This window comes from Chryseobacterium potabilaquae (assembly GCF_902728265.1).
GTDB classification, from domain to species: Bacteria; Bacteroidota; Bacteroidia; order Flavobacteriales; family Weeksellaceae; genus Chryseobacterium; species Chryseobacterium potabilaquae.
Genome location: NZ_CACVBR010000013.1, coordinates 55,811 through 76,072, shown reverse-complemented (window position 1 = coordinate 76,072; position 20,262 = coordinate 55,811). Strand labels below are relative to the sequence as shown.

The following is a 20,262-nucleotide window of genomic DNA, read 5'->3' as shown; positions in this document are numbered from 1 at the left end:
TTGTTTTTTATTAAAGTATATATTGAATATGGTAGTTGACTAAACTTTCGATAGGTTTTTGTACAATATGTCCTATATTTAAATTAAGCTTGGTAGCAGCAGAACGTAAGATGTTTTCATAGTAATAAGCAATAGATCCGATAAAGTTTATTTCGGCATCTTTGGATTCCTCATAAGGAAGGACATGATAATCAAGAAAATTTAACATTTCCTCCAAAACCATCTTTTGAAGATAAGGATGTTCCCTTCTCTCCACTACAAATCTGTTAAAGTTGGCTAAATAAGCATTAGGACGGGCTGTATGATACATATTTTTCAATGCCTCATCAATTGTTAAGTGGTATGTTTCTTCAAATTGTTGATGTAAATCGTCAGGAAGTCTTTGCATAAAAAAATTTCTCACCAATTGTTTTCCAATAGCACTTCCACTTCCTTCATCTCCTATAAGAAAACCTAGGGAAGGTAGTTTTATTTTAATATTTTGACCATCAAAAAAACAAGAGTTAGAACCTGTACCTAAAATACAGACAATAGTAGGCTTACCTCTATAAGCGGCATAGGCTGCGGCAGTAAGATCTTCCTTTGCAATCACCTCGGATTTAACAAAGAATCTTTTGAGCTCTCTCTCAATAATTGCACAGTTCTTGGGTATTCCACAACCGGAGCCATAGAAAAAAACTTTTGTAATTGAATTCTTTACTGCTACAAGATTAAGATTTTTTTCAATTTCAGGTACAATAAGCTCTGCTGCAATATTATTGGGGTTAAAACCAATTGTTTCGGTTTTCATGAAGACTTTTTTAAAATCGTCCAAAATTACCCAATCACATTTCGTAGACCCTCCATCAACAATAGCAACCATATTTTAGATTTTTATTAAGGTTGCTAAATTATGAATTTATCTTTAAATGTTCTTTAAAAACCCCCATAAGCTGTCTAAAATCATGAATGTTTTATATCCGTATTTCTATTATCAAACTTCATCAACCAATCTTCAATTTCATCTTCTAAATAGGAAGCCTGCAGAAGTATGGCATTAATAAAATCATCCGGAATAGATTCTTCTTTTGAATTCTCTATATTCCAAAGTTCATGAGACATATTTTCATATTCTGAGTATATACGTTTGAATCGAGAGTTTTCTTTTTCAAGAGCCTCAATATTTTTCAGATGGAGCTGAAATTTTCCGTATTTGCTTTGATGTTTCATACAAATATTATTATTAAGTGATGTCAAAACTCTACTGATTATTAGTGTCAACCGGTCAGTAGAAGACCGAAAAACAACGAACTCAAGCAACTGAAATACAATCAATTACCATGTAAAACTTATATCGTTCTGAAAATTAAATTTAGAAATATTTTCGAATCTAAAAAAATTTTTAACAACTTTTCTCATCATTTAACATATAGTTATATAAATTTGCAAATCATACTAATTGAATGAGAGAATTAATATTACGCCAAAAACAAATACTGTTCTTTATAATAGCAGGAGGTTTAAGTGCCATCATAGAAATAGGAAGTTTTAAAGTCTTTAATACTTACCTTCCTATCATGTTTTCTCAAGAAACCAATTTTCATGGTATACATTATCCTTTAAGTAATATTTTTTCAACAAGTTGTGGTATCATCACCAACTATTTTCTAAGCATTTGGTTTGTTTTTGAAAGAGGGAAGCATTCTAAAAAAAGAGAGTTTGCCTATTTTATAGGGGTATCCATTCTTTCTACATTATTAAGTCTCAGCTTTTTTCAAGTTTTTTACAGTTTTATTTTTAAAGATAATATTAAGTTCCTTTTTTATACTCTAAGTCCAGAGATGATTAGTAAAATATCAGCCATATTATTAGTCTCTGTTCTTAATTATTCTATAAAAAAGAAAGTAATTTTTAATGGTTAACTTGTGGTAAAGATTTTAAATCATCTTTGGAGGTTCTGGTTATTGTTATTAGCATTTTTTTTAACAATATTTTTTGGTATACCTGTATATCTTTTATCTTTTAACAAAAAACATTACAAATATGCATATCGATTCATACGTTATTGGAGTTATGCCATGTTTTACGGGATGGGATTACGATACGAACTGATCAATCTTTCTACCCAAAAAATTGATAGAAATAAGCAATACGTTATTATTTCCAATCATACTTCTATTATGGATATTATGCTTACGTGCATTTTATTTCCCTACCACCCTATATGTTTTGTAGGAAAAAAAGAGTTGGTAAGAATTCCTGTTTTTGGTACTATATACAAACGAATTTGCGTAATGGTAGATCGAAGCAGTGCAAGGAGTCGTGCTGACGTCTACAGAAGATGTGCCGAAAAGATGGAAGAAGGAAATAATATTGTTATCTTTCCTGAAGGAGGAGTTCCGGATGACACATCCATTATTTTGGATGATTTTAAAGATGGAGCATTCACTTTATCTTCAAAACATAATTCCCCTATTGTAATGCACACATTTATTGGATTAAAAGAAATTTTTCCTTTTGATAATTCTAAAGGATATCCTGGTAAGGTAAAAGTTTATTTTAATGGTATTCTTGAACCATCGGATTCCCCAAAAGACTTGAAAGCAGCGGCTTTTTACGAAATAAAAAAAACATTAGTGAAACACTCTAATTAAAAGAAATAATATATATTTGTTATTAAGAAATTTTTAAGAAATATGTCCAATTATTCTAAACAAACCAATTGGGGACAATTCACTCCATTGGTTACTGTATTTTTTTTCTGGGGATTTGTTGCGGCTAGTAATGACATTCTGATCCCAGTATTCCAAAAGGCATTTCATTTATCACAAACCGAAAGTATGCTTGTACAAATCTGTTTTTACATAGCATATACTGTAGGATCTTTAATTTATATGGCGGTATCAAAAGGCCTAAAGCAAGATCTTATTAACAAAATTGGGTATAAAAATGGGCTCATTCTTGGCCTGCTGATTTCAGCAGCCGGAACTTTATTATTTTACCCTGCTGCTAATATGAAGTCTTTTATATTAATGATCCTAGCATTATTTATCGTAGGGCTTGGATTTTCCCTCCAACAAATCGTGGCTAACCCTTTAGCTATCGAAATAGGCCCTTCTGAAACTGGTTCACAACGCTTAACAATGGCAGGAGGAATCAACAATTTAGGAACAACTATTGGACCTCTTATTATTTCATTTGCTATTTTCGGTTCTTCCAGCGAAAGCAATATGGAGGGAAATATTGAAAGTGTTAAAATTCCCTATCTTTTCCTGGGAGCAGCATTTATACTGGTTGCTTTAATGCTAAAATTTTCTTCTCTTCCCGCAGTTACTCCAACCAATATCGAAAATACGGATGATGCTACTTCAGGAAAACATAGAAAATCGGCCTTTCAATATCCTCAATTAGTTTTAGGAATGATCGCTATTTTTGTTTATGTAGGAGTGGAAGTTTCTACAGCAAGCAATCTTCCTGCTTACATGGAAAAAGGATTAGGATTTAAAACCAAAGATATAGCTCCTTATATTTCTCTATATTGGGCTTCCTTAATGATTGGTCGTTGGACAGGTGCTGTTGATGCATTTGATTTTGGTGCAGGAATTAAAAAGATCTTACGATTTTTAGCCCCCTACCTTGCTTTTGGTGTATTCCTTTTGGTGAATGCAATAGCCAAACACGACTTATCTCATTTTTATGTTTACGCATTGATTATTATTGTAATGGTTATTTGTGATATTATGAGTAAAGGTAACCCCGCAAGGATGCTTCTTATTTTCTCACTAGCCGGTATAACTGCCCTCTTAATAGGTATGCTTACTAGTGGCATGGTTTCTGTATATGCATTTACGAGTGTTGGATTATTCTGCTCTACTCTTTGGCCTTGTATTTTCGCATTAGCAATTAATGGTTTAGGAAAGCACACCAACGAAGGCTCTGGATTTTTGATCATGATGATCATGGGTGGAGGTATTGTAAGCTTTATTCAAGGATATATTGCAGATCTTACCAATATCCATTTTAGTTATATCGTAGGGGTGATTTGCTTTGCTTATCTAGCATTTTATGCTATTCGCGTAAGTTCGATTTTAAAGTCTCAGGGTATTGATTTAAATAAAATTACAAAAAGCGGTGGAGGTCACTAATAATATACTTACATATAGAAAGAAAAGATTTTGGGCAGGCGTATTACTTGCCCAATTTCTTTTGTTTTTTATTTTTTCGAAAATAAAATTCATGGTATCATTTTTTGAACATTTTTTTGAAATGCAGAAATGGTTTCATCAATTAGCTTTTTCATGGATTCCCTTTTCGGCTGGAGATGTTCTATATATTATACTAGGATTATTTCTCTTATATTATATAATCCGATGTTTTCAAAAGAAGAAAAGGAAGCAATACCTTCTAAAGCTTATGATAATCATTAATATTTTATATTTTATATATCAGTTAAACTGGGGAATGCTGTATTTTCAAACTCCTATTATCCAGAAATTATCCACTCAGGAAAAACCTACTGTTGACAATGCAAAAAAATTGGCTATACAATACCTTAAAAAATGTAAATCAACTCGTAAATTAGTTAAAGAAGACGGAAATGGTATTTTCGTAGTAAACGACCTCAAAGGAATACAGACAGAAATACTTTCTCAACAACATCATATCCCTCAATCCATTTCTAATAAGAAAACACACCTTATTAACTCCTTCAAAACCAGTTTATTTAAAGATATAATGAGCTATTCGGGAATATTGGGGTATTACAATCCTTTTACTGCTGAAGCACAATACAACTCAACATTACCTTCTACTTTTATCCCTTTTACATCTGCTCATGAAAGTGCACATCAACTAGGCTTTGCACGAGAACAAGAAGCAAACTTCATTGGCTACCTGATTGGTATTAATTCAAGAAACCCCGAACTCCGCTATAGTACTGAGTATTTTACATTAAAAAGTCTTTTAAAATTTATTGTTGGAGAAGACCCTGCTTTTGTAAAGTATATAATTAGAAATTACTCTCCCGAAATGAAGAGAGATAGATTATATGAAAAAGTTTTTGTAGCGAGGCATCAGGGAGCCTTTGAGGACTTCTTTGGATTCACCAATAACTTATTTCTAAAAAGTAATCAACAAGAAGGATCGATTACCTATTCCTACTTTATTGACCTTCTTCTGAACTATGAAAAATGAAAAGAATCGTATCAGGCGATACGATTCTAAAAACACAAATGATGAAAAAAAATTTATTACCTTGACTTGTTCCCTCATTCAAGGCGTTGTAAAATTACAATATATTTTAGAAATACAAAAACATTTCTGACCTTTTCTTAAACTTTATGAAAAATTTAAGATTTTTTAAGTTTTTTTGTGTTTATTCCCACATAAATGAATTATAATTTAAAACCTCATTTATTGAAAAATAACCATTTACAGGATTAATTATATTAAAAAAATACAAAGTTCTAAACAATTGTTTAGAGAACTCTCTTCTTTATTTAAAATTTGAATTTATTATGAAAATTTAATATTCTTTTTCTTTGAAAAATTAATTGATCCCCCTATTTATTTTTTCTCGTCCTCATTAAATAAGGTTTCTCATTGAAATAATTTATCGATAATATTCAAGTTTTAAATCCTAAAAAGCATCTACTTCCCACCCATTCATTATTCATTGTATTTTTAATACGAAATCTATAATATAATCATAAACTCCCTCAGATAAAACTATATCCCACATGGTAAAACTACAAAATATTTCACAATAAAAGGAAAAAATTTGCTATTCCAAAACATCTATGTATTTTTAATTAAAAATATTAACATGATTCTGGATAAACTTATAAACTATTTACATTTGGATAAACAAGAATTTATTTTCCAGTTCAACTCTCATCCAAATTATCCTTCCGCTCTTGCTTTTAGTGATACTCTTAATTTCATGGGATTAAAGAATGAAGCGTATGAACTAGATAAAGAATATTGGGATGAACTTCCCGAAGAATTTATAACTATTGTAGATCAATCTTTCTCAGTAGTAAAAAAAACGGGAACAAAATATTCAGTTTATTCGGATACAATTCAAATAATCAATAAAAAAGAACTCTATCAAAAGACATCTGAATTTGTCTTACTTTTTGAGAAAGCAGAAAATGGATATCAAAAATACATATATGATTTTAAATACTTCATATATTCAATTATGTTCATCTTTATTTTATATTCCGTACTCAATCATATATGGTATGAATTTATCTTTAATATTCTTTCACTCATTGGACTATATATTTCTTTAGAAATTTATAATCAAAAATTTGGAAATACCTCTACTATTATTAATGCCATGTGCGGAAATAATCCTTTAGTAAATACAAGTACTAACTCTTGCAATAAAATAATATATGAAGACAAAACCCATATTTTAGGCCTAAAGTTTTCAGATTTTTCACTTATTTATTTTATTGGACTTTCTATACTAGGGTTGTTTTTACCTACTACCTCTTTTATTATCAAGGGTTTTACCTTCGCCTCAACAATAGCAATTGGTTATTCCTTATATATACAAACCATAAAAGAAAAAAAATTCTGTCTTGTTTGTCTTTTAATCATATCCATTCTTATCATTCAAATTGGAGTCAGTTTCTTTCTTTTTGAAAGCGTAATTTTTAATTATAATATTTTGTTATTAGCCATTATTCTATGGTTAACTGCTGCCGCTACAATTATATATTTAAATATTATTTTCCAAGAAAAGGAAACATTACAAAAGTCCAATGCAAGAAACTTAAGATTTAAAAGAAATTATGATATATTCAAAAGAGAACTATTAGAAAATGAAAGAATTAACTTTAATGATAACCACACATTCTCACTAGGGAGTAAGAATTCAAAAATTCACATTTCATTAGTATCCAATCCTTATTGTGGTTTTTGTAAGGAAGCCCATAAAATCCTTAAAGATTTATTGAAGAAATATCCAAATGATATATCTATTCAAATACGATTCAACTATACATTAGAACGAACAGATGAAAAACTGAACAATCTTATTTCAAAATTAATATATTTATATAAAAATAAATCAGAAGAGATTTTTTTAGATGCCATTGAAGATTGGTTTACATTTGGGTATCGAAATACAATCAAGGCAAATATAGAAGAAAGCTTCGCTCAAGAAGATTTAGAGCCTATAGTAAATATTTCTAAAGAAAATAGTTTGGCAGGACTCAATTTCACCCCTGTATTTATTATTAATGGGCATCAATTTCCAGAAAAATATGATCGAGAAGATATCTACTATTTTGTCGAAGATTTAATAGAAGATGCAGATATCTAAACTTACCCATACTTAAAACTCCTTATTAAAAATGTATTTTTAGGCTTTTTCATTCTTTAATAAGCTTGGAAAAGTAAAAAATGAAAGTAAGCAATTATAAATCTTAGTCAAAATAAAGCAATTAAACACTAAATTTGTACTATCCTTTATATAAAAAATTAAATAAATTTGAATCAATTAGAATAATCTATCAAAAACACTTATTTTAATTGATTAAATTAATTATTCACATAAAAAAAACAAATGAATAAAAAGCTTAAAACCCTAACAGACTAGCTCTAATTAGAATATAAACTATTGAAAGAACCCTTTTATTGTTAGGTTAGAGGACAATAGTCAGATGAGTTAATACCCTAAAATGGGAACTTACTCGACCGGATATTTCTTTCTTTGTTTTATAGCAAAACAAAGTCAATAATAGCTTTAGATTCGTTAAAAGCAGATTCAAGCAGCTTTCATAGATAATATTTTTTGAATATTATCATAAAATATAAATGATAATTCATTCTCACCAAAAGAAAATACATTTGAAATTAAAATCTTTTCCCTTTTATCGCCAACCAGATTCTAAGGATTGTGGTCCCACATGTCTCCGTATTATAAGTAAATATTATGGAAAAAATATTTCTTTACAAGAAATCCGTAATCTTTCCGAAACAACCCGTGAAGGAAGTAGCTTATTAGGGCTAAGTGATGCGGCAGAAGATTTAGGTTTTCGCTCACTAGGAGTTCAAATTGATTTTGATACTCTCGCAAAGGAAGTACCCTTTCCATGTATAGTTCATTGGAATAAAAATCACTTTGTGGTTGTTTACAAAATTGATAAAAACAATAAAATTTATATTTCAGACCCAAGTTACGGGTTAATTACTTATTCCAAAGAAGATTTTATAAAACATTGGATTGGAGAAAATGCAACTGGAAAAACAGAAGAAGGTATTGCTCTTCTGCTTGAAACCACTCCTTCATTTTTTCATACAGAATTTGATGAGCTTGAAAGTAAGGCCAGCTTTTCTTTTCTTTCAAAATATTTACTAAAATATAAGTCCCTTATTGCTCAACTAGCCATTGGACTTTTAGCAGGAAGTTTATTATCATTAATTTTCCCTTTCCTCACACAAAGTATTGTAGACGTAGGAATTCAAAATCAGGATATCAATTTCATTTATATCGTTCTTATCGCCCAGATAATGCTTTTTATGGGAAGAATGGGAATAGAAGTTATTAGAGGATGGATACTGCTTCATCTTTCTGCAAGAATAAATATTTCCATTATATCAGATTTCTTTATCAAGCTTATGAAACTTCCCATTAGTTTCTTCGATACTAGAATGACAGGAGATATCATGCAACGAATCAATGATCATCATAGAATTGAACAGCTTCTCACAAACTCCTCATTAAATACATTATTTTCTTTAGTAAATCTTGTTATTTTCAGTATTGTATTACTATTATATGACTACAGACTGTTTATTCTTTATTTTGCAGGAGCAATATTGTACATTGGTTGGATATCATTTTTTCTCAACAAAAGAAAAGAATTAGATTACAAAAGATTTTCTCAGGTTTCACAAGAGCAAAGCAAGGTGATTGAACTCATCAACGGGATGCAGGAAATCAAAATGCATAATGCAGAAAAGCAAAAACGTTGGGATTGGGAGTTTTTACAAGTAAAATTATTCAAAATCAGAATAAAATCTCTCTCATTAGAACAATGGCAATCAGTGGGAGGAAGCTTTATTAATCAAATGAAGGATATTTTAGTCAGCTTTCTGTCTGCTAAATTAGTATTAGATGGAAATCTCACTTTAGGAATGATGCTTTCTGTTCAATATATCATTGGGCAACTTAATAATCCTTTATTGCAATTAATTGATTTTATTAAACAAACTCAGGACGCAAAAATATCCCTGGAAAGACTAAGTGAGATTCATGATAAAGAAGATGAAGAAATTCAAGATGAAACTTATCTTCATGAGATTCCTGAGAAAGATATAGAAATCGTAAATATGTCTTTCCGGTACGTTGGTTCAGATTCTTTTGTTTTTGAAAATTTAAATTTAAAAATACCTTATCAAAAAACTACCGCTATAGTAGGAGCAAGTGGAAGTGGGAAGACTACATTATTAAAGCTATTAATGAAATTTTATGAACCTACTGAAGGAGAAATTAAAATAGGGCATACAAAGCTTAAAAATATTTCACCAAGATATTGGAGGAATCATTGCGGTGTGGTTATGCAAGAAGGCTATATTTTCAATGATACTATTGCCAATAACATAGCTATTGGTGAAGACTTTGTAGATAAACAAAAATTAAGAAAAGCCGTAGAAATCGCCAATATTAAAGATTTTATTGAAAACTTACCTTTAAGCTACAACACTAAAATTGGAAATGAAGGTTTAGGAGTAAGTGGTGGGCAAAAGCAAAGGCTTTTCATTGCAAGAGCCGTATACAAATCTCCCGGATATATTCTTTTTGATGAAGCAACTTCTGCTTTAGATGCTAATAACGAAAAAATTATCATGGAAAATCTTGAACAATTTTTCAAAGGCAAAACCGCCGTTGTTATTGCACATAGACTTTCCACCGTGAAGCAAGCGGACAACATTATTGTTTTGGATAAAGGCAAGGTTGTTGAAGAAGGAAATCATAGTGAGTTGGTTGCTTTAAAAGGAGAATACTACAGGTTAGTGAAAAATCAATTGGAACTTGGAAATTAATTATTAATACAAATGGTAGAAAAAGACATTCTAGATAATATTGAATTACGGTCAGAAAGTGTTCAGGATATTCTTACTCAGCCTCCACATTGGATGATTCGCTGGGGTAATAGTATCATCCTAGTCATTCTTTCCATGATTTTGCTGATGAGTTATGTTATAAAATATCCTGAATTCATTCCAGCTCCTATTATTGTAACCTCTCAAAATCCACTAGAAAAGATAGAGGCACGAATCAATTCTAAAATTGAGAAAATTTTCATAAAAGATCATCAGGAAGTAAAGAAAAATGACCTCATACTTGTTATGCAATCTACTGCAAATTATAAAGATGTGTTGGCCTTAAAAACAATTATGGATTCCATTTCATCTGATCATTTAAATTTATTTCCAGTAGCAACTGTTTCTCATTTCAAATTGGGAGAACTTCAAAGTGATTATAATGCTTTTTCTAAGGCATTTCAAGATGAAGCTCTTTTTATTAGACTACAACCCTATGCTCCTGAAAATTTGGCAACAAACCAAAGTCTTTCGGAATATAAAATAAGAATGATAACTCTTAAACAACAAAAAAATCTTGAATTAGCAAAATATGAACTTACTAAAAAAAGCTATCTCAGATCCCAAGAGCTTTTCACCCAAGGAGTCATCGCATCCATTGAGCTAGAAAATGAAAAAATAAAATATTTACAAGCTCAACAAAATTTGGATAATATTCAAATTTCAATCTCTCAAATAGAAGAAAGTATGGCGAATCTCAATAAAACAAAAAGTGGAACTGTCATCAATACAGAAAAAGATAAAATTAACTATTCCTCCCAAACTTTACAATTATTTGAGCAATTAAGAAAATCTTTGAAGCAATGGGAGCAAAATTATTTGATTATTTCTAATATTGATGGTATTGCTAGCTTTCAACAATTTTTTGGAGAAAATCAATTTATAAAAACCGGGGATCCTATATTATCTATTCTTCCAAAAAACAAAGAAAAATTAGTGGGAAGAATGCTCGTTCCTGCTACAAATTCAGGAAAAATAACTCCAGGTGAAAAAGTTTTAATAAAGTTAGATAATTATCGTTTCCAGGAATATGGTATTGTAGAAGGTAAGGTCCAAAGCATCTCTCTTTCTCCAGACGAAAAAGGAAATTATTATGTAGATATAACCCTTCCTAAAGGTTTAAAAACAAGTTATAACAAAAATTTGACATTTGATAAAGAACTGAGAGGAAGTGCAGAAATTGTTACTCAAGACCTTAGGTTGATTGAAAGATTCTTATACCAGATAAGAAAGCTATTGGGATATCAAAGTTGATAAAACCAACCTTATTACATCATCCCCACTTTTACAATGATATTATAAAATAAAAACCGCAATCTAATAGATTGCGGTTTTAACATTGTAGCGAAGACGGGAATTGAACCCGTGACCTCAGGGTTATGAATCCTGCGCTCTAACCATCTGAGCTACCTCGCCGTTTTGGTGGTGCAAATATATAAAATATTTGTTAACCTCCAAAATTATTTTAATTTAAAATACTCTAAAACATTGCCTACATGCTCTGGTTTACTGATAATCTTATTGTTAGCATCTAAAATAAAATAGGTCGGTGTAGCATGAACATTATAAGTATCTACATAACTACTATGCCATCCTCTCAATTCGGAGTCATTAACCCATGGAAAAGCAGTAATTCTATTAGTATAAGAGTTTTTATCGGTATCCATTGATAGCCCGATTATTTGTACGTTTTTAGCCTTTAAATCACCATATTTTTCTAAAAGTTTTGGTAATTCACTTTCACAGTGAGAACATGTCGAAGACCAGAAGATAACGACTTTTTTGTCTGCCTTGATATCATATAATGATTTTGCATTTGTATTAACAGGAGATTGGAATTTATAATCAGGAAACGTAGCTCCCATTTCAACGTTTGTATTGGATTTAATAGTTGACGCCAATCTATCCGTAATAGTACATTTAAGGCCTTTAGCAAGACTAAGATACTTATCTTTAAAGGTCTTCATATCATACATGTCAAATATATCAATCAGCTCGGATAATATCGTTTGTCCTCGGGGTGTTTCCACTTTTAATCTATCCAAAAGTTTATCCACAGAAGCATCGACGTTTGTATTTCCTCCAATATTAAGATAGGCAATTAATATAGGTCTTAATAAAGAAGAAGTCTCCAACATATCATTAGATTTATCTAAAAAATTAATAAGATCGTCTTGAGTAGCTTTCTTTGAATTCTCCTTGGATAAAAACTTATTGTTATTCGTTTTATAATAGTAAATAAAAGGATGCGCTGTCTGGTCAATTTCATTTATACTTTTAGATAGCTTATCTATTTCAGTTTTTAATGCTTTCCCAAAGTCCGTATTATCCTTGTAATATTCTTTAATTTGAGTCAATGCGGGTAATATAAGTTCTTTTTTTTGAGATCCATCTTGTGTTGTACTCATAAGAATATTAGCCTCATCTAAAAAAATAACATCCTTGATTTTATTATCCTGTGTTTCTAATTTTATATCCACATTTTTATTTTCAGAAATAAATGTGAAAGAATTATTACTACTAGGGAAATAGACTTTCATCATCCCCATATAATGGTTAGGGTATTTAAAAGTCCAAGTATTGTTTTTACTTTGATCTTTAGAAGCTATTATATCTCTCGATCCATTTAAAGTATATAGAATAGCATCCTGATCTTTAAAATCTGCAGTTGTCTGAACTGTAACCGTAAACTGAGCGTGAAGTGAAAACGCAGCTAAAATAGCGGCTATGGTATAAATCTTTTTCATAATGTAAAAATAAAAAAACTCCCGGACAAAGTCCGAGAGTTTCAGAGTATTTTAATAAAATTTTATACTTTTTGATTCTTATACTTTTTTGTATAGAAAGCTATCAATAATACTGAAATTATTACTAACCCATATACATACATATCAATTGGTGACGCTGGTGATCCGGGCCCTACCCCACCACTTCCTCCTCCGGGGTTTGGCGGTTGAGCGTTCATCAAAACTGCAAATAGAAATAGAGCGGATCCAACTAGTTTATTTAAAGTTTTCATATTATTTATTTTAGGATTTTAGTGTTAACAGTTTCTCCATTATCAGAGACAATTTTTACAACATAAGAATTCTTAATAGCGTTATCTAATTGAATAACGAAATCTGTTGAAGTATTCACTGCCTTTTTAGAGATAACTAGTTTACCACTCATATCATAAACTTCAATATCTGCTTTTTTCCAGTTTGGATCAAACCTAACAATATAGTTAGTAATATCTGGATTATATACTACCATTGTTCTTGAAGGCTTAGTAGTAGTTTTAGTATCTAAAACAACATTACTTGGCGCTCCATAGTATAAATCATATTCTGAATTCGTAACAGAAACTACATCTCCTTGTTTCGCTTCCTGTACAGTTCCATTTGGAGCTTTGTAATAGAATCCCGTTCCAGAAGATAATTGGTGAGTTCCATCTGCTACTAATTTAGCATTTTCTCTGATTTCAAATTTATATGATTTAATAGTTGGGCTATAATTTACTAACTTAATATTCTTACCTTTAAAATTTTCTTCATTGGCTTCATTAATATATAACCAATAAGAAGAAGTATAGTTATTGTCATATCCTCCTAATGTTGGATCTTCCTCAAACGTTCCTACAAGATTTGAACCGTCAGCACTTGTTTGGACTTTAGCATTGTCGGAATGTCCTGTTGTACCATTAGGATAAACCACATAATAAGTTCTTCCTACTTCTTTTCCATCAGTATCAAGAGCAATAACCCCTAATTGTTTCACGGTACCTGTATTATTTGCGCTTCTATTTGCTGTTACATTATAATCTGTAGATCCACTTCTAGTATAATAATTGAATCTTCTCAAATTAGAGAAATTAAGCTGATCAGCAGCAGTATTATCCATTAATTTGATTGTAAATGTACCAAGAGGTCGAACCATTAGATAATCTACATCTCCAGTAGGAACCCCAGCATTAAATGTAACAAATTTAACGGAGGTAGAAGTTGTACCTCCTGCCTGTACACTGGTTACACCAGAAACCTCTAGTCTAGCTCCTTGAATAGTTGTTAAATTTACACCGTCTCCGTTTGCGGCGGGCTCATTATATGCAATATTAGATAGATCCAAGTTCGTTAGAAAAGGATTTGAAAATTGATAGGTATTCTTACCAAATGTTCCCTGCCAAGGAGTTCCTCCTGCAGCAATATGGAAGTTATCTTGAACATATGAATTATAGTATTCATTATATTGGTTAGTACCCATACCATTTGTTCCAAAATTAACTGTTGATCCAGCATTTTGTAATGTAAGAGCAGTACCTATATCTGTTAAAGGACGACCTTTAAGAGTTCTCGTAACAGTAGTCACATCTAATCCTAAGGCTCCTAACATATAATAAGCTGTTCCAGGGCGATCCACCCCAAACTTAGAAGTAGTACTAACATTTAAAGATACTACATTAGGATTTCCCCATGTCAGAATTTCATTTTTAGAACGTCTAACATCAGAAAATGTTTTTCCTAATTCCGTGTTTAAAGTAGATGCCGTTTTATCATAGAAAGGCATACCAATTTGTTGATATGTTCCGTGATTTACAGCTCTAAACTCTTCATCTACAATTCCTGTAATATTAGTTTGTGGAATACCAGAGATGAACAATTGTCCATAAGTATAAACCGGTGTTGCCGATGATGAATTAGTATTTACAGATGCAACAGCTGTAGGTTCATTTAATTTATTAACAAAATTACCTCCGCCGTTAGCTTCTGTTTTATCAACGTTTGATGCATCAACCGTTTTGAAGGAATCAGTACTTGTCCCAGCAACCATGACATTACCATGATTTTCGACAGTTCCTGTGCCCTTCATTTGCATACCTCCGCCACTAAAAAACAAAGTGCCCTTACTCACGAAAGTAGTAGCAGCGTCATCTACATGTACTAGAACGTTCTGCGCCTGAACAGAACCTACCACTGCTAATAAACCAATAGCAAATAAACTTTTTCTCATTGTATATAATTATTTGTGTGTTAATACAATATCTCAATCGCAAAGATATAATATTTTCTTTAAAAAAAAAATATATTTTTATTTATTAACAAAAATATTATCTTCACTTAATATTATTTTTTTCTCCTCTCCTATTGAGAACATATAGTCTTCGAGTACTTTCTCAGTTGTTCCTCTAAGTCCTCTGGCTCCCAATCCTTTCTCAATAGTTTCATCTACAATCTTTTCAATTGCGCTATCTGTGAATACCAATTTTGTGCCATCCATTTTAAAAAGTTCCACAAATTGATTTATAATTGAATTTTTAGGTTCTTTCATAATTTTTATCATCGTCTCTTTTGTGAGTTTATCGAGATAAGTAATAATTGGAAACCTACCCAAAAGTTCAGGAATTAATCCGAAAGAACGCAAGTCAATGGCATTAATATTTGTTAATATATATTCATCCTCTTCTGTCTTATTAATTTTTTCCGCACTAAAGCCTATCGCTTGCTTATTCAACCTTCTTTCGATAATTTCTTTAATTCCATCAAAAGCACCGCCGGCAATAAATAATATATTTTGTGTATTTACTTGAATATATTTTTGGTCAGGGTGCTTTCTTCCGCCTTGCGGTGGGACATTCACGATACTGCCCTCCAATAGTTTTAATAAACCTTGCTGTACTCCTTCTCCTGATACATCTCTTGTAATACTTGGATTATCAGATTTTCTTGCAATTTTATCAATTTCATCAATAAATACTATTCCTTTTTCTGCTTTTTCAACATCATAATCAGCCACCATTAAAAGCCTTGATAAGATACTTTCAACATCTTCTCCCACATATCCGGCTTCTGTTAAAATCGTTGCATCTACAATACAAAATGGAACATTTAATTCTCTTGCAATAGTTTTTGCTAGTAAAGTCTTTCCGGTTCCAGTCTCTCCTATCATAATAATATTAGACTTTTCCAGCTCAACTTCTCTGTTTTCATCCTGAGCATAAAGCAACCTCTTATAATGATTATATACAGCGATTGAAAGTTGTTTTTTAGCTTGATCTTGCCCAATAACATATTGATCCAAAAACTCTTTTATTTCTTTAGGCTTTTTAAGCTCAGCAATACTTTTAGCTGGAGAATAGCCTTCTTTTGATACACTATCTTTTACAATAGTATGAGCTTGTTCAATACAATTTTCACAGATAAAACCACTCTGCCCAGAAATCAACATCTGAACTTCATTTCTTTTTCTACCACAGAAAGAACATTGATTTGAATTCATTTTATTTAATATAGGTAATGATTAAAGAAAATCGTAAAAAATTTCTTTTTTACGATTTTTATTTTTAAGAATTTATAATTGAGTTTTGAATCTCTTTATATTCTTCGTTTGTTAATTTCAATCTTTCATTTTTAAAATTCATATCTTCCATTTTATTCAATGGAATCAAATGAATATGGGCATGGGGAACTTCTAATCCTACCACTGCCACTCCCACTCTGATACAAGGAATTGCTTTTTTGAGATTTTTCGCGACTTTTTGCGCAAATTCCCAGAGATTTTTATATTCCTCACTGTCTAGATCAAAAATCAAGTCTACTTCTTTTTTAGGTACAACTAAAGCATGTCCTTTTACCAAAGGCATCGCATCTAAAAAAGCTATAAAATTCTCATCTTCAGCAATTTTATAAGAAGGAATTTCATTATTGATGATTTTTGTGAATATTGTACTCATTTTTAATTTTAAATATTAGAAATTAAAGAGATTAAAGAGTAATCCCTAGTACCTCAAATGATAGCTTATTTCCATTGGGTAAAACGATCTCAGCAATTTCACCTACTGCTTTACCTAACAATCCTTTTGCGATGGGTGTATTCACTGAAATTTTCCCGGTTTTTAGATCACTTTCATTGTCTGGAACCAATGTAAATACTTGCTCTTGCTTTGTTGCGTTATTTTTAAGTTTCACCGTGGTTAAAATAGAAACTTTTGACGTATCTAATTGGCTTTCATCTATAATTTTAGAAACTGATATAACATCTTTTAGCTTAGAAATTCTCATTTCAAGCATCCCCTGAGCCTCTTTGGCCGCATCGTACTCCGCATTTTCGGACAAATCCCCTTTGTCCCTTGCTTCTGCAATTTGCTGGGTAATCTTTGGTCTTTCCACAGTTTCCAACTGTTCCAGCTCAGCTTTCATTTTCTCTAGTCCCTCCTTTGTTACATAGCTTGCCATAATTTTCAAAATTTAGGTTTAGTATAAAAAAATAATCCGACATTTGCCGGACAATGTTTTCGTGTTATAATCGTTTAATTTCTACAAATATATAAAAATTTAAATTGAAATGAAAAAAAAAACCACAATACTAATTATTTTTACCATACTGATTTTCAGTCAATTAACAATCAACTCATGCAGCAATAGACAAGATACTGTAAGCTGCTTTCCTAATATCCCTATTAATGTTTCCTTAAATTTAAATCTCCCTGCCTATTTCAATCTCACACAAAGTGGAGGTTGGGTATATGTTAATGAGCAACAATCGGGAACAAGAGGATTAATTATCGTAAGAAGAAGTAGTACTACATTTATGATATATGATAGAAATGCACCCCATATTTGTCCGGATACCAATACAACATTAGAAGTATCAGACCTAAGTATTGTATGTCCTAAAGATAATGCCAAGTGGATTCTTTTAACAGGACAACCTATAGCTGTAGCTGGGGTTCAGCCCAAAACATATCCTTATAATTATGATCCTGTAAGTAATATTTTAAGTATTTATAATTAAATCATGAAAATAGTCGTACAAAGGGTTTCCGAATCTAGTGTAAAGGTAGATCGCGAAATGGTTGGGGAAATTGGAAAAGGCTTAATGCTTTTAGTCGGTATAGAAGAAAATGATCAAAAAACAGATGCAGACTGGCTCGTTCAAAAGATTTTAAATCTGAGAATCTTCGGAGACAATGAGGGAAAATTAAATCTCTCTATCTTAGATATTTCGGGAGAAATACTTTGTATCAGCCAATTTACATTGATTGCAGATTATAAAAAAGGGAACAGACCTTCCTTTATCAAAGCCGCAAAACCCGATATAGCGATTCCACTTTTTGATTACTTTAAAGAACAATTGACTTTATCAGGATTAAAAATTCAAAGTGGGATATTTGGAGCGGATATGAAAGTTTCCTTGATCAATGATGGCCCTGTTACTATTGTAATGGATTCCATAACTAAAACCTAAATAACCTCAGTTCGGGATAAGAAATAGGAATAAAATTTTTGTAAAATAGCAATAATTTTCATATTTAACATTCAAACATTTAAATGATCTACTGCTATGGATTTGAAACACCCAATTACAAATATTTTTGTACAAATTGATGATTTTTGTAAAGAGTTTGAAGCTCAAATTAAAAAGATGAAGCTCCAAGCACTCGGCGATAGAAAGAAAAGAAGAAATAGAACCTCGCTAATGTCGGATACCTTTCAAAAGCTCTTTGGGAGATGCTTTTTGTCAAGCGGAACATGCCAAGCATCGAAGTGTTAATAATTTTATGATCAACATTCTGGGAGGATTAACTGCTTACTGCTTCTTTACAAAAAACCGTCACTCAACTTGAATAAAGTAAATGACGGTCAATTATTTTTAAACTTCGCTTAAACCGAACTCAGGTTAATATTAATACTGTTATTCTACCATTATTTTTTAAAAAAAATATTCTTTAATAAATTAGAAAAAAAATGAGGAGTTCCAATACCCATTTTCTTAGTCACTGGAAATAAGAATTTAATTAATGGAACCAAAGCAACTAGCGAAAATATTAATATATAAATATTATAAGGACTAGATACATTAATATTACTATCTCCTAAAAAATAGAAAAGAGATAATGATAAAATAAAAAATGTAATGAATACTATTAAATTTCCTTTTTTCATAACTTCTAATTTATGATTATTAAATATATAAATTTTAAGATTGTGCAAATATAAAAATATAAATCAAACAAATAAGAGTTATTTTGTTATTCCAAAAAAGAAAGCCTGTCAATTCAATAAAGGAAATAACAGGCTTTTAGTTTGTTTTTTGTGATGTAAAGATAGTAAAGTTTCGGAGAAATCCAAAAAGTATGTATATTTGTTTAGTCTTATAGAGGGTCGGCAAGGATTCCTGCATTAAACAGCCTTCTTTACTATAACATATTAAAAAATAAATTATTGGACTTCATTAAGTTACCGGGATATTAAACTCAATTTCTGGACCTTCTCTATCTATGTCTAGGGAAATAAGTTCCAAACCTATTGATATTTTCTCTTCGAAAAGGAAGTTTTTACAAGAGAAAACATGGGAATTGAGACCATAAATGATGAATTGAAAAACCATTGTCAAGTGGAACATACCAGACATCGAAGTGTTAATAATTTTATGATCACCATTTTGGGAGGATTAACTGCTTACTGCTTCTTTACAAAAAAAACCTTCACTCAACTTGAATAAAGTAAATGACGGTCAATTATTTTTAAACTTCGCTTAAACCAAACTCAGGTTAAATAGATCAATAATTGAAGGTGTTCGCAATACAAAAAACGTCTCTCAAAATTTTGAGAGACGTAATTTTTAAATAAACTTTTATAAAATTATTTGGCTGGAACACTATTAAAATTAAGTGCCACTTTTATATTCATATCTGAACTTGTTTGGTTTTTTAATTCATATACAGTTCTTACGGTAAGCCCTGTACTTTTTACCACTGCATCTAAAAAACCTGAATTTTCCAAATCAAGATTTAAATTTGATGCATTTGTTGAGATATTTGAACGTGATGCGACTAATCTTTCACTAGTTCCATCCGAAGAAATATAAACTTTAATAGATTTCAAAGCACTTAAATTCCCTTTTGAAGGAGAAACTACGGAAATCTTAGCTTCGGATATTCTAACATCCTTGATCTTCGCATTATTGTTTCCTCCAAACCAAGTTTGTACATTTGAAGCCGTCGCAGTAGAAGAAACCTCTTTATTAGTAGGCACTCCCGTAGAAATTAACACATTCGCTGTATAAGGAAATGTATTTTGAACTAAAGACTGAACAGTCCCACAACTTACAAGAGCAACAGAAGCCCCTACTACAGCTGAAAATATTTTATTCATAATCGCAAAATTTATATACATTTTATTT

At 30.9% G+C, this 20,262-nt stretch carries 19 protein-coding genes, 1 tRNA gene and 3 pseudogenes; 12 read left to right on the top strand and 11 right to left on the bottom strand.

Features of this window, described 5'->3' with window-relative positions:
• Positions 1 to 10 precede the first annotated feature (10 nt).
• Together CHRY9293_RS09150 and CHRY9293_RS09145 are read right to left on the bottom strand one after the other, a co-directional pair.
• Positions 11 to 862 (bottom strand): BadF/BadG/BcrA/BcrD ATPase family protein, encoded by an 852-nt coding sequence (locus tag CHRY9293_RS09150; RefSeq protein ID WP_162032701.1) that lies wholly within the window; start codon positions 860 to 862, stop codon positions 11 to 13.
• An 80-nt stretch (positions 863 to 942) separates the two neighbouring features.
• Positions 943 to 1,209 (bottom strand): hypothetical protein, encoded by a 267-nt coding sequence (locus CHRY9293_RS09145; RefSeq protein WP_162032700.1) that lies wholly within the window; start codon positions 1,207 to 1,209, stop codon positions 943 to 945.
• Positions 1,210 to 1,442: 233 nt separating this feature from the next.
• Between CHRY9293_RS09145 and CHRY9293_RS09140 the strand changes: the two genes are divergently transcribed.
• From CHRY9293_RS09140 to CHRY9293_RS09110, 7 genes are all read left to right on the top strand, one after another.
• On the top strand, positions 1,443 to 1,901 hold the full coding sequence (locus CHRY9293_RS09140) for a GtrA family protein (protein ID WP_162032699.1): 459 nt from the start codon (positions 1,443 to 1,445) through the stop codon (positions 1,899 to 1,901).
• Positions 1,902 to 1,904: 3 nt separating this feature from the next.
• Positions 1,905 to 2,633, top strand: a complete 729-nt coding sequence (locus tag CHRY9293_RS09135) for a lysophospholipid acyltransferase family protein (protein WP_162032698.1) — start codon at positions 1,905 to 1,907, stop codon at positions 2,631 to 2,633.
• Between the two features lie 42 nt (positions 2,634 to 2,675).
• A complete protein-coding gene (locus CHRY9293_RS09130) occupies positions 2,676 to 4,124 on the top strand; it encodes an MFS transporter (protein WP_122546102.1) in 1,449 nt (482 codons plus the stop codon).
• A gap of 91 nt (positions 4,125 to 4,215) precedes the next feature.
• Positions 4,216 to 5,172 carry a DUF3810 domain-containing protein gene (locus tag CHRY9293_RS09125; RefSeq protein ID WP_162032697.1) on the top strand — a complete coding sequence of 319 codons (957 nt, stop codon included), beginning with the start codon at positions 4,216 to 4,218 and terminating at the stop codon, positions 5,170 to 5,172.
• A gap of 631 nt (positions 5,173 to 5,803) precedes the next feature.
• Complete coding sequence (locus tag CHRY9293_RS09120) at positions 5,804 to 7,315, top strand: vitamin K epoxide reductase family protein (protein WP_162032696.1); 1,512 nt, start codon at positions 5,804 to 5,806, stop codon at positions 7,313 to 7,315.
• 527 nt (positions 7,316 to 7,842) lie between these two features.
• Positions 7,843 to 10,041 (top strand): peptidase domain-containing ABC transporter, encoded by a 2,199-nt coding sequence (locus CHRY9293_RS09115; RefSeq protein WP_228455501.1) that lies wholly within the window; start codon positions 7,843 to 7,845, stop codon positions 10,039 to 10,041.
• Between the two features lie 12 nt (positions 10,042 to 10,053).
• Positions 10,054 to 11,355 carry an HlyD family secretion protein gene (locus tag CHRY9293_RS09110; RefSeq protein WP_162032694.1) on the top strand — a complete coding sequence of 434 codons (1,302 nt, stop codon included), beginning with the start codon at positions 10,054 to 10,056 and terminating at the stop codon, positions 11,353 to 11,355.
• 88 nt (positions 11,356 to 11,443) lie between these two features.
• Here the strand turns inward: CHRY9293_RS09110 and CHRY9293_RS09105 are convergent.
• From CHRY9293_RS09105 to greA, 7 genes are all read right to left on the bottom strand, one after another.
• A tRNA-Met gene (locus CHRY9293_RS09105) sits at positions 11,444 to 11,517 on the bottom strand.
• A 44-nt stretch (positions 11,518 to 11,561) separates the two neighbouring features.
• A complete protein-coding gene (locus tag CHRY9293_RS09100) occupies positions 11,562 to 12,848 on the bottom strand; it encodes a TlpA family protein disulfide reductase (protein ID WP_162032693.1) in 1,287 nt (428 codons plus the stop codon).
• Between the two features lie 62 nt (positions 12,849 to 12,910).
• A complete protein-coding gene (locus CHRY9293_RS09095; protein ID WP_162032692.1) occupies positions 12,911 to 13,120 on the bottom strand; it encodes a signal peptidase in 210 nt (69 codons plus the stop codon).
• A 5-nt stretch (positions 13,121 to 13,125) separates the two neighbouring features.
• Complete coding sequence (locus tag CHRY9293_RS09090; protein ID WP_162032691.1) at positions 13,126 to 15,090, bottom strand: T9SS type A sorting domain-containing protein; 1,965 nt, start codon at positions 15,088 to 15,090, stop codon at positions 13,126 to 13,128.
• A 78-nt stretch (positions 15,091 to 15,168) separates the two neighbouring features.
• The gene (gene clpX / locus CHRY9293_RS09085; protein WP_122546094.1) at positions 15,169 to 16,356 is read right to left on the bottom strand and encodes an ATP-dependent Clp protease ATP-binding subunit ClpX; all 1,188 of its coding nucleotides are present in this window, start codon (positions 16,354 to 16,356) and stop codon (positions 15,169 to 15,171) included.
• Positions 16,357 to 16,420: 64 nt separating this feature from the next.
• A complete protein-coding gene (locus CHRY9293_RS09080) occupies positions 16,421 to 16,810 on the bottom strand; it encodes an HIT family protein (protein WP_122546093.1) in 390 nt (129 codons plus the stop codon).
• Positions 16,811 to 16,841: 31 nt separating this feature from the next.
• Entirely contained in the window at positions 16,842 to 17,312 is a 471-nt protein-coding gene (greA, locus tag CHRY9293_RS09075; RefSeq protein ID WP_122546092.1) for a transcription elongation factor GreA, read from the bottom strand.
• A gap of 109 nt (positions 17,313 to 17,421) precedes the next feature.
• On the opposite strand from greA, the gene CHRY9293_RS09070 reads away from it, so the two are divergent.
• From CHRY9293_RS09070 to CHRY9293_RS18985, 4 genes and pseudogenes are all read left to right on the top strand, one after another.
• A complete protein-coding gene (locus CHRY9293_RS09070) occupies positions 17,422 to 17,871 on the top strand; it encodes a hypothetical protein (RefSeq protein WP_162032690.1) in 450 nt (149 codons plus the stop codon).
• Positions 17,872 to 17,874: 3 nt separating this feature from the next.
• On the top strand, positions 17,875 to 18,324 hold the full coding sequence (gene dtd, locus CHRY9293_RS09065) for a D-aminoacyl-tRNA deacylase (RefSeq protein ID WP_162032689.1): 450 nt from the start codon (positions 17,875 to 17,877) through the stop codon (positions 18,322 to 18,324).
• A 96-nt stretch (positions 18,325 to 18,420) separates the two neighbouring features.
• A pseudogene (locus tag CHRY9293_RS18990) lies at positions 18,421 to 18,567 on the top strand (IS982 family transposase); the annotation flags it as partial.
• 31 nt (positions 18,568 to 18,598) lie between these two features.
• Positions 18,599 to 18,744 (top strand): annotated as a pseudogene (locus tag CHRY9293_RS18985) (IS982 family transposase); the annotation flags it as partial.
• Between the two features lie 38 nt (positions 18,745 to 18,782).
• On the opposite strand, the gene CHRY9293_RS09060 reads toward CHRY9293_RS18985, so the two are convergent.
• On the bottom strand, positions 18,783 to 19,022 hold the full coding sequence (locus tag CHRY9293_RS09060; RefSeq protein WP_162032688.1) for a hypothetical protein: 240 nt from the start codon (positions 19,020 to 19,022) through the stop codon (positions 18,783 to 18,785).
• Positions 19,023 to 19,428: 406 nt separating this feature from the next.
• On the opposite strand from CHRY9293_RS09060, the pseudogene CHRY9293_RS18980 reads away from it, so the two are divergent.
• Positions 19,429 to 19,618: pseudogene (locus CHRY9293_RS18980) on the top strand (transposase); the annotation flags it as partial.
• Positions 19,619 to 19,721: 103 nt separating this feature from the next.
• Here CHRY9293_RS18980 and CHRY9293_RS09050 read toward each other — a convergent pair.
• Positions 19,722 to 20,234 (bottom strand): hypothetical protein, encoded by a 513-nt coding sequence (locus tag CHRY9293_RS09050; protein ID WP_162032686.1) that lies wholly within the window; start codon positions 20,232 to 20,234, stop codon positions 19,722 to 19,724.
• Positions 20,235 to 20,262 lie beyond the last annotated feature (28 nt).

Bases quoted from the DNA above. Each gene is read 5' to 3' on its own strand.
- CHRY9293_RS09080 (WP_122546093.1), bottom strand. From the start codon at position 16,810: ATGAGTACAATATTCACAAAAATCATCAATAATGAAATTCCTTCTTAT.
- CHRY9293_RS09120 (WP_162032696.1), top strand. From the start codon at position 5,804: ATGATTCTGGATAAACTTATAAACTATTTACATTTGGATAAACAAGAA.
- CHRY9293_RS09145 (WP_162032700.1), bottom strand. From the start codon at position 1,209: ATGAAACATCAAAGCAAATACGGAAAATTTCAGCTCCATCTGAAAAAT.
- CHRY9293_RS09150 (WP_162032701.1), bottom strand. From the start codon at position 862: ATGGTTGCTATTGTTGATGGAGGGTCTACGAAATGTGATTGGGTAATT.
- clpX (WP_122546094.1), bottom strand. From the start codon at position 16,356: ATGAATTCAAATCAATGTTCTTTCTGTGGTAGAAAAAGAAATGAAGTT.
- dtd (WP_162032689.1), top strand. From the start codon at position 17,875: ATGAAAATAGTCGTACAAAGGGTTTCCGAATCTAGTGTAAAGGTAGAT.
- CHRY9293_RS09140 (WP_162032699.1), top strand. From the start codon at position 1,443: ATGAGAGAATTAATATTACGCCAAAAACAAATACTGTTCTTTATAATA.
- CHRY9293_RS09060 (WP_162032688.1), bottom strand. From the start codon at position 19,022: ATGAAAAAAGGAAATTTAATAGTATTCATTACATTTTTTATTTTATCA.
- CHRY9293_RS09110 (WP_162032694.1), top strand. From the start codon at position 10,054: ATGGTAGAAAAAGACATTCTAGATAATATTGAATTACGGTCAGAAAGT.
- CHRY9293_RS09125 (WP_162032697.1), top strand. From the start codon at position 4,216: ATGGTATCATTTTTTGAACATTTTTTTGAAATGCAGAAATGGTTTCAT.
- CHRY9293_RS09050 (WP_162032686.1), bottom strand. From the start codon at position 20,234: ATGAATAAAATATTTTCAGCTGTAGTAGGGGCTTCTGTTGCTCTTGTA.
- CHRY9293_RS09130 (WP_122546102.1), top strand. From the start codon at position 2,676: ATGTCCAATTATTCTAAACAAACCAATTGGGGACAATTCACTCCATTG.
- CHRY9293_RS09095 (WP_162032692.1), bottom strand. From the start codon at position 13,120: ATGAAAACTTTAAATAAACTAGTTGGATCCGCTCTATTTCTATTTGCA.
- CHRY9293_RS09100 (WP_162032693.1), bottom strand. From the start codon at position 12,848: ATGAAAAAGATTTATACCATAGCCGCTATTTTAGCTGCGTTTTCACTT.
- CHRY9293_RS09090 (WP_162032691.1), bottom strand. From the start codon at position 15,090: ATGAGAAAAAGTTTATTTGCTATTGGTTTATTAGCAGTGGTAGGTTCT.
- CHRY9293_RS09070 (WP_162032690.1), top strand. From the start codon at position 17,422: ATGAAAAAAAAAACCACAATACTAATTATTTTTACCATACTGATTTTC.
- greA (WP_122546092.1), bottom strand. From the start codon at position 17,312: ATGGCAAGCTATGTAACAAAGGAGGGACTAGAGAAAATGAAAGCTGAG.